The 10,008-nt window shown below is 59.8% G+C and carries 5 protein-coding genes; 1 reads left to right on the forward strand and 4 read right to left on the reverse strand.

Going from position 1 to position 10,008, the window contains the following annotated elements:
• Window positions 1–217: 217 nt before the first annotated feature.
• The 3 genes from AB7008_RS36165 to AB7008_RS36175 form a co-directional block, all read right to left on the reverse strand.
• Complete coding sequence (locus AB7008_RS36165; RefSeq protein WP_038935461.1) at window positions 218–619, reverse strand: SPW repeat domain-containing protein; 402 nt, start codon at window positions 617–619, stop codon at window positions 218–220.
• 382 nt (window positions 620–1,001) lie between these two features.
• Entirely contained in the window at window positions 1,002–1,892 is an 891-nt protein-coding gene (locus tag AB7008_RS36170; protein WP_212454043.1) for a LysR family transcriptional regulator, read from the reverse strand.
• A gap of 363 nt (window positions 1,893–2,255) precedes the next feature.
• The gene (locus AB7008_RS36175; protein WP_304490891.1) at window positions 2,256–2,891 is read right to left on the reverse strand and encodes a response regulator transcription factor; all 636 of its coding nucleotides are present in this window, start codon (window positions 2,889–2,891) and stop codon (window positions 2,256–2,258) included.
• Between the two features lie 222 nt (window positions 2,892–3,113).
• Between AB7008_RS36175 and AB7008_RS36180 the strand changes: the two genes are divergently transcribed.
• Window positions 3,114–3,506, forward strand: coding sequence for a response regulator transcription factor (locus AB7008_RS36180; RefSeq protein ID WP_304490892.1), 393 nt, complete (start codon window positions 3,114–3,116; stop codon window positions 3,504–3,506).
• On the opposite strand, the gene AB7008_RS36185 is transcribed toward AB7008_RS36180, so the two are convergent.
• Entirely contained in the window at window positions 3,501–9,386 is a 5,886-nt protein-coding gene (locus AB7008_RS36185) for an AAA family ATPase (RefSeq protein WP_304490893.1), read from the reverse strand. The two genes, AB7008_RS36180 and AB7008_RS36185, sit on opposite strands and share 6 nt — an antisense overlap.
• Window positions 9,387–10,008: the final 622 nt, after the last annotated feature.

Here is a 10,008-nt window from a genome sequence, read left to right on the forward strand (position 1 = left end):
GCATCGTTCAATCAGCATCCGTCGCTGACGTGGCGCTATCGCAGCTCCTGATCCTGAGATTGATCGGACCATGCCTTTGGAGAGTGATCCTGCAATGCCGGCGGCAAAATCACCTATCGCCATAGAGTCGATAGGTGATCGTTATTGTCGCTTTCCGAGGTCCCGTGGACGGCTGCAGACGAACATCGGCGACGTCTCGACGACGCCATCGCAGCTTTCAGCCGGCTGCGCGCCTGCCCAATTCCGGACGGATCGCAACTGGCTTCTCAGGCGCGTTCAAGACTGACGTCGTGAACAGGACAGCCGCAGCGAGGACCCAGTAGTACCAGGCGTCGAGCCCTGTAAATTTGAAGGCAAACGGTGCGATGACAAAGACCACCCCGACGGCCCGATCGACCCAAAGGTGCAGCCAGTAGGGAATGATGTGGACGATCCCGGTGGGATGGTCAGTCAGGGAGGCCAAAAGCAGCGCGGCCACACCGGCGACGACCGAAAGCTCCACTGCAACCGGTCCGCTTTGACCGAGCCCCAGCACGAACGGCGCGGCGATCAAGACGACCGCGACAGGATAGTCGATCAGGTAGGCGTGGATAGACTTGGTGATGAAGCGAAACGACATCGGGGACTCCTCTGGTCGATTACTTGAGCAGGTCCTTGCGACGCGGAAAGTGCATCCACCCAAGAGAGAGAGAGAGAGATTACGCAATCCTGTGCCGGCAAGCACTCTGGTTAGACGAGCAATAGGCGTAGGCCGGCACGTCAACCATTGGAAATGCCCGGTCGTTATCGTTTCCATTCCAGTCGTCGGGCGCCACGGAAGCGGGTAAGCGTGGCGCGTCGACCGCGAGTCCGACGGTGGTGGCTCAGTGTCCGGCTGTCGAGGTCAGGGACAGCTTGGGAAGGCAGCATTGTTCGCGTCGCGCATTTGGATGGCTTTTGAACCAACCGCAGTGAACGCATGCGCCGCATGTTCTTCCGGACGCTGGACGCATTCGACGATTTCACGCCGTCCGAGCGACGACCGACCAGTCGCGAAGGCGAGCGAACTTGACGAACGCATCCAGCGCCGGCGAGTAGCAGCGCCCCTGCACTGCCAGTAGCCGCACCTCCCGCGAAACCAGGTCGCCTTCGAGCGGGATGGTCTTGAGCGTCGGAAGGTGCGGCATGTGCTCGGGCGCGAGGATCACGCCAAAGCCAGCGGCGGCCATGTGCTGCAAGTGCAGGTCATGACCGCTGCAGTGGCCGAGGTGGAGCGGTTCCTCGGGGAAATACGACCGTTGGATCTTCGGAGTGATGTCGCATCCGGCGCGTTCCAGCAAGATGGTCTCACGGAGGTCGTCGATGCCGATCGAGGGACGGTTTGCGAGCCGGTGTGTCGGTGCGAGAACCGCGACGTAGCGCTCCTCGAACAGCGACCAGTCGTCGATGCGGGCGGGTACGTCCTGCACGTCGCCGACCATTGCGGCGTTGATCTCGCCCTCGAGCAAGAGGTCGACGAGCTTCTCCGTCACATCCTCGCGCAACTCTACGTGAAGTCCGGGAACGAACTTTGCGATCTCGGCGATCGGATCGAGGACGAGCGAGGCCGAGATGGATGGGGCGAGGCCGATCTTCAGTGGCGCGACTTCCTTGCGTTGGAACTCCTGGGCTCGACGACGCACCGCCTCTGCCGAGGCTAGTGTGCGCTCCAGCATCGGAAGGACTTCTTTTCCAAGGTCGGTGAGCTGCGTCAACTGGCGTTCGCGGTAGATCAATTGGCCGCCGAGCTCCTGCTCGAGTTTCTGCACCGCCTTGGTCAGAGCGGGCTGCGTAACGTTGCACTGCTCGGCCGCGCGGGTGAAGTTGAGCGTGGACGCGACGGCGAGGAAGTAGCGAACCTGATGAAGCTCCATGGGCTGCTATGTTCTCCGTCAAGGTGCGGCTGTCTCTACCGAAAGGCCTTGCGTCGCCCTGCCCGGATTCGGGCGCTCGTGGTCGTTCACCAAGAAGGGGAAGGCGAACTCGGTGACCGTCAACGGCCGTATTTTGACGGATAGGGGCGCCTCGGTCGACTACGCGGAGGTATGATGAGGTTCGCTTGTCGCTGCTTGTGCTAAGCGATCGCTTAGAAGTGAGAGCGGAAACCTCGCGCCGCGAATCCGTTGGCCGGACCGGCCCCTAAAGGAGAGGATCAGCGGCGCGGCGAAATGAGGTGGACGCGATTTGCGAGTTGACGGCACCCTCGCACGGAAGCACTGATGGCACGCCTTTCGGGCTCAGAAGTTCTGCAGCTGCTGTAGTTTTATATTGAGGCAGTCCGCCATCCGGGTGAGTTCCGGGACCGAACGCGCTTTCATCTTCCGCATCAGGTTAGTGCGATGCACTTTCACCGTGGACTCGGCTATGCCGATATCGTTGGCAATCTGCTTGTTCAGGCGACCAGCCACGACATGGAGCATGACCTCGGTCTCGCGGGGGCTGAGCGTGTCAAGGCGCCGCCTTATTGCAGCCACCACCCTGTCACTCTCACGTCGGGCACGATCGCGAGTGAGTCCGGCATCGATGGCGTCAAGCAGATCCTGATCTCGGAATGGCTTTGTAAGGAACTCTATCGCACCGCTCTTCATTGCTTGCACAGTCATCGGCACGTCGGCGTAGGCTGTGATAAAGATGATAGGCACTTGCCTGTTTGCGGCGACAAGTTCGCTCTGAAGATCGAGACCGCTTCGCCCCGGCATTCTTACGTCGAGCACCAGGCAAGTAGGACCATCCGGCGGATCGGCCTCGAGAAAATCGGGAACAGACGAAAATTGCCGGGCATCCAAGCCGACCGTCCGCAACAGTCGCACGACCGAATCGCGAAATTCGGGATCATCATCGATAACCAAGACACTGGGATTTGCCTCACCCATTCCCGGTATCCTGCGTTGGGGAAGCGCATTCCTGCCTAGCCCTGCACACCCTACGCACAATCTATCGAGATGAACAGAATATTTTGCCTGAGCGGATAGCCGGACGCCTAAACCATCGCTTAGGAACGCCGACGTTGCGTTATTGAGGGATGTCCGTGACATTACGTTGCATGCAGCGCGAGGCGCTGCCTCGCCGGCCGGCGGAAGTGCCTGGAAGCCGCTATGTTGCACCGTACACTGATATCCGTCGTCGACGACGATCAGCCCCATCGTGAGTCAATGCGAAAGTTAATAATGCTGTTGGGCTATACTGTCGAAGCGTTTTCGTCGGCGGCCGATTTCCTGGCATCGCGGGCTCTGCTTGAAACCGCCTGCTTGGTCACTGACGTTAACATGCCCGGAATGACCGGAGTCGAGCTGCACAGGCGTTTGGTCGATGCAGGGTATGCAATCCCAACGATCCTTGTTACCGCCTACCCCGATGAGGTTGTCAGGGATCAGGCTCTGAAGGACGGGGTTGTTTGCTATCTTAGCAAGCCAGTGGACGATGACATTCTCGAGCGATGCGTGCGCTCGGCTCTGCGGTCGGGTACGCCGATTGAAGGTAATTCATGAGTCGTTGTCCGCCGGCAGCGTAAACTGAAATACGGCGCCGCGAGGTTCGTTCGCTTCCGCCCACAACTTGCCTCCATGTGCTTGAATGATGGAACGGCATATCGACAACCCCATCCCTGTTCCACCGGACTTCGTGGTGTAAAAGGCGTCGAAGACTCGATCGAAATGCTCCGGATCAATGCCCCGCCCCGAATCCCGTACGGCTACGAGGGCGCCGGTCTGATCCTCCCTGGTGCTGATCAATAGCTCTCTCGCCCCTTCCTCAACCAAGCCCATCGCTTCGGCCGCGTTCAGGATCAAGTTCAGCAATACCTGTTGCAGCTGAACGCAGTCCCCCATGACCGGAAGAAGTTCATCCGCGAGCCGGGTTTGGACCGAAACGCTGTTCCTGTGAATTGCGCTTTGCGCCAGTACAATCACTTCGTTGATAGCCGAATTGAGATCAAAACGCTCCTTTCGCAGAGGCGCTTTCTTGATGTGATCACGCATCCGTCCGACGATATCCTTGGCGCGGTCCGTGTCCCTCACGACGCAAGCGAGCGCTTCCCTGGTCTCATCCAGATTTGGCGGTTTCATCTCCAGAAAGCGCATCCCTGCACGGGCGTTGTTACGAGCGGTAGCGATCGGATGCAGAATTTCATGAGACAGCGAGGCCGCCAATTCTCCCATCATGCTCACGCGGTTCATGTGGGCGAAATCCAGTTCGAACTGACGCAGCTTTTCACGTTCGTCCTGTGCCCGCCTTCGCTCCGTCACATCGACGGCTGTGGTGATAACCTCAGCCAGCGCGCCCCCGGGCGAAAACACATGATAGCTGGTTCCTTCGACCCATTTGATTGTTCCATCGGGTAGGAGAAGTCTGAACTCGGCCACGAAGTCTCTCTTCTGTTGCACGGCCTCCTGAACCGCGCCCCACACTCTGTCGCGGTCCTCTGGGTGGATACGTTCCCAAATACCTTGCCGACTAGGCAGGCCCTGCGACGGATCAAACCCCCAGATCCTGTAACTCTCGTCCGACCAATAGAGGTAACGCATCGTTGTGGCGTTGTAGATCCAATAGCCGGTGCGGCTGAGTCTTTGTGCCTGGCTAAGCGCCTCCTCGACGCGCTTTCGCTCCGTCAAATCGAGCACGAATGCAAGGCCCTCGTCGCCCCCTTCCTTGAACAGAGCAGCGCCAATAAGCACGGGAACGCGGCTGCCGTCCTTCCGAACATACTCCTTCTCGAAGGGTCGAATTATTCCGGCTGAGTTCAGCTCCGCCTGAGTCAGTATGTCCCGCTCGCGCCATTCGGGCGGGGACAGCTCGGTCCAGCGCACGCGGCCCGAAACCAAGTCCTCACGGTCATACCCTACGATGCGTAGAAACGCGTCATTAGCTTCGAGGATCCGTCCTTCGCGATCGGCAATGAGGATCCCAATGATATTGGCGTCGACCAAACGCCTAATCTTCCCTTCCCGATCCGCGAGGTCGTCATAAAGCCGCGAATTTTCGAGCGAGATGGCCGCCTGCGACGCGAGCACCTTCAAGACTGTGACGCGGTCAGGTGTGAAAACGTGGGCCGCCAAGTTGTTCTCTAGGTAGAGTACCCCGGCCAGTCTGCCTTGTTTGAGCAACGGCAGGCAGAGAATTGAATGGGCGTGATGCTTACGGATGTACTCATCGGCGAAAAACGGGTTCGCGGCAGCGGCATCGTGGATGAGAACGCTCTCTTTTGTCCGGATCACGTAGTGTAGAATGGACTCCGGTAGATTTGCGGCGGTTACACCGGCTTGTCGCTGACCGACGGTCACCATATCATTGCTGATCGTGACTTCCGCCTCAATCCGGTACTCATCACCTACCGCAAGGATCAACAGACCTCGCCCGGCACCCGCGTACTCAATCGCTGTGCGCATCAGCGTGTCGATCAGCTTTTCCAGGACGATCTCGCCGGACACGGTTTGCGAGACTTTGATAACAGTAGATAGATCCAGTTGTTCGACGGGTGCCCCGATCGTGCTTGTGGGGCCGGCAACCGGCTTTTCCTTCCCGAGGTGCGGATACAACTCGTCGAGTTGGCGCACCTTGCCGTCGGCTCCCCAGCGGATGTATCCGTACCGCGCGTCCTGCAGATAGGCATGTGCGATCTTCTCGAACCCGCGAGCGGCATAAAACCGTGCGGCGACTTCGTTGGCGAGCGCCTCGTTGTGGACCAAGCCATGCGTGTGTGCCGAGCGGATAGCGTGCTCGTAAAGATGTTCGGCATCGAGCGCGCGGCCTTCGATCCGTGCGATCTCCGCCCCGACGAGTGCGGCGCGGTTCTCAAAGTTCTCCGGGCAAGCCGTCGTCCAGACCTCGAGTTGTCGGTGGTGCGCAGCCAGTGCCTCGACATGCTCCTGCCGTTGGGCGGCCGCCGCGGACTCGCAGGATGCCGCTCTGGAGAGCGCACTGTAAAAGTGATATTCTGCGCATTCGAAAAAAGACGCCGATGTCGGCTGCAGCTGTTGCGCCCTCAATGAGGCCTCGAGGGCACCCACATAATCGCCGGCAAAGAAACGTGCCTGCAGCTTGCGGGTCCAATACGAGCCCTCGGCCAACGCCAGATCCGGGTTCTTGCGGAAACGGGACTCCAGTAGGAGTTCGTTGAACTGCCCATCGTCAAAGCAACCGAAAATCGGCGTCAAGCCGCGGAGCGTCCGGATCAGCCCTAGCTGGCCGGCAATGGAGTCAACCGCAAAGCCGAACCGCATGTTCCGCGCGAACGCGAGACCATGCTCGACCTCGACCTGCACGATATCGAGCGGATCGCCCGCCGCGAGAAGATACGTGTTCAGGTGGGTGTAGTAGTACGCCGCAAAAGTGAGGTCACCTATCTGGTTTGCCGTCTCAAACGCACGTCGCAGCAGATCACGACCTTCCCGGACATGTCTCGTCCAGAACATGAGTAAATATCCAAAGTTTAAATAGGTCCTGGCGTGGAAGCGCTTTAGCCCGCGCTGTTCGACCAGTTCATAGCCGAGACGGCCGAATCGAAGTCCCGCCTGGTAGTCGCCGAATTCCGGTCCAGCAAGCCTGGCAAGCACTGCATAGGCGTAGCACGACCCGTCACAATTGCCGCCCTCGAGGCTGAGATTGACTGCTCGACAGATGACCATCGAACGTAGTTTCGCATCTGTATAGTGGGCCGGCGGCCCGAGCTTCGTCAGCACATCGAGGGTCGCGAGCGATACGGGATCGCTCATCAAAGGCAGATCAATCAGGGCTTCTATCGCGCGGGAGCCGAGTTGGGACCAGATCCGGTCATACTCGCGCTTTGCCTCGTCTTCCGTCGGGTGCGCCGACCAGGCAACACCCAGGTGGCGGAGATAGTCGAGACCGACTGCGATCGCGCGACTGCCCTGATCCAGGGTCGTGTAAAGATCCACCTGCAGGCACGTGACGCGGGCTCGTTCGATCGTCGTTGCGGCACGGGCCGACAGCATCGCCAGGCGCTGCTCGGCTTCCGCCAGTGCACCAGTGAGGAACTCACATTCGGCCCGGTGCAACTCCAGCTCAAAGATCAGGTCGTGCTGGCGTTCCCAGGAGTCTCCTGGCAGCAGTGCTACGCCGGAGACCAGGTAGTTCAGCGCCGAGGCATATGCTGTCGAGGTTTTTGCGCGTTTACCCGCAATGAAATTCAACTCGGCGACCCGCTCAAGCTCCTCAATTGACGTGATGAGATGCGAGCCGCGGTTGAGCTGATTGACGATTTCGAAGATCGTCTCGTCCAACCTCTCTGGAGGGGTCTGCGCTGCGAGCAGCATCCCTATTCGGAGATGGGCTTCGGCACGCGATTCCTCCGGAATCAAGGAGTAGGCCGCTTCCTGGACACGGTCGTGGAGAAACTTGTAGGAATCCTCTGAACGAAAGATCAGCCCTGCTCGCACCGCTTCCCAAAGCCGGCCGTGCATCTCCTCCCCGGAGTCCTGGTAGGCGATCCGCAACATGGCGGCCCCTGCGTCGTTGCCCAGGCAGGCGAGCTTTTGCAATGCGCTCCGGGTTTCGGCGGACAGACGGTTCAGTTTCCCCACCATAAGGTCCACCACATTGTCGGTGTAACCTTTGGCGTGAATGCGATTCAGGTCCCAGCACCATCGCGCCTCGTCATAATCGAAAGTGAGCAATGCTTCGTCGGCGAGCGCAGAAATGAATTGAATAGCGAAAAGCGGATTGCCGGTTGTCTTCTCGTGAATCAGCTGTGCCAGAGGCGCGATTTTCTCCGATCCGCTGTGAACGGAATCCGCGATTAATTGTCCCAGATCTTCACAGGATAAGGGCGCCAATACGATGTCTTGTAGTACCGCTCCGGCTTGGCGGATCGCCTCAAGCTTGCGTGTCAGCGGATGGCCGGGATCGACTTCGTTGTTGCGGTAAGCGCCAATCAACAACAGGTTCTGTACATCCGGCCGGGTCAACAGATCCTGAAGCAAATCGAGCGTTGCTGCATCGAGCCATTGGAGATCATCAAGGAACAGGGCGAGCGGATGTTCCGGCCGCGCGAATACGCTGATGAATCGCCGGAACACCAGTTGAAAGCGACCTTGCACGTCCTGTGGCGGCAGCTCGGGGACCGGTGGCTGTTCGCCGATGATGTGCTTCAATTCCGGAACGAGATCGACAATGAGCCGAGCGTTCGGCTCGAGCGCCTCGAGCAGCGCCTCCCGCCATATCCGCAGCTCCGCTTCGGTCTTGCTCAAGAGAGGGCGGATCAGGCTCTGAAAGGCCTGCGCAAGGGTGGCGTAGGGGATGTCGCGCTTGTACTGATCAAGCTTGCCCGACGCAAAAAGACCGCGGGGCGGAACAAGTCGTTTATGAAGCTCGCTGACGACCGCGGATTTACCGATGCCGGAGTATCCGGAAACGAGGACCAACTCCGGCCTGCCGCCGGCAACGATACGGTCGAAGGAGGCAAGCAGGGTATCGATCTCGACTGTCCGACCATACAGTTTCTCGGGGATCAGCAGCCGGTCCGGGGTGTCATGTTCCCCGGGCGGGAATTCCTCGATATCGCCTCGGGTTTCCCATTCAGCAAGGCAGCGCCGTAAATCTCTCTCGGCACCTGCAGCCGTCTGGTAACGCTCCTCGGCAGTCTTGGCGAGAAGCTTCATGATAATCGCGGAGACCGCGCCTGGGAGGTTTTTTAACCGCTCGCTGGGCGGCGCCGGTCGTCTTGCGATATGGCAGTGCACCCATTCCATCGGATCGGCCCCCGTGAAGGGCAGCACGCCCGTGAGCATCTGGTACAGCGTGACGCCGAGGGCGTAGAGGTCGCTGCGGGCGTCGATCGAGCGGTTCATCCGCCCGGTTTGTTCGGGTGCCATGTAAGCGAGCGTACCGGCGATGGTCTCGGGCGGCTCGGGCGCCTGCCGCTCGCGGGACAGGCGCGATGCGATGCCAAACCCGGTGAGGCGCACGTGTCCATCCGCGCAGTCCACGACGATATTAGCTGGCTTGATGTCTTTGTGGATGAGCCCGCGCTGATGAAGCTTGCCCAAGGCTGAGGTAACGGCGATAGCCAGGCACAGGAACCGCGCTACCTCCATGGGCTCACCGAGCAAATGGTCGAGCGGCTGGCCGCCTGGATCATCGAGCACTAGCACGGTCCGACCGGCGTCGCGCATGAGGGCCAGCGGCCGCACCGCCCATGCCCCGCCGAGTTCATCTTTCAGCTCGTATTCGTGCGTGAGACGATCGAGTCTTGACCGGGACGGGTGATCGGCGGCAGGAGCAACAAGCAGGACGGCGAGCCGGTTGCCATTGTCGTCCACTCGCCAGCCGCGGCTAAACACGCGCTCGCCATCCTCCCACAACACCTGGGAACTGCCATCCGAGTATGCGACGTTCAGCGACTGCCGCACCATCTGTCAAACTCCGGCGTCGGGCTTCGGCCTGAAGTCGGCCAATCAAGCTCTTCGCGCGCCACACGCGCGGTCTCTCCCCCGCCGGGAGAAATCGTACTCCGTCGCCCGAAAAATGCCAGCCGATCCCCGGTCCAACCGGATACGGCTATAGGGATCCTCCTCGCAGAAGCCGGCCTTGTTGCCGTGAAAATTGCCGGTAAAGCAATGGATCGATAGTTCCCCTCGATCGAAATCCTCGTGGAACGAGCGCCGCTGTCTCGCCGCAGAATCCCAGGCGCGCCCCAGCCATTCCGATAACGGTCGGCTATCAACTTCATGGCGAGAGGTGACTTTCCTTTCAACTGGCTTGAACTCAATCTGCAACCAATCGCCCCCGCCCTCGATGCCGGCCGAAGTCGGCGTTCTGTTGAACGATCGCAGGCCAGGAGGTCCAAGGTGCGTCGATCGCTTCACGGCGCGCCACCAGGGTGAGCACAATTGGATGGGCTGGTTCCAACACGCTTCGACCAGTCGCCCGAAAACCGCGCGAGGGCGTCATGACGCTTCAGATCTCACGACGAAGCAAAGAATATTTGAGGACTGCGAAGACCTTGCTTCGCTCTGCCAAAGCCATGACGGACCA

Source organism: Bradyrhizobium sp. 521_C7_N1_3 (assembly GCF_052075975.1).
GTDB classification, from domain to species: domain Bacteria; phylum Pseudomonadota; class Alphaproteobacteria; order Rhizobiales; family Xanthobacteraceae; genus Bradyrhizobium; species Bradyrhizobium japonicum.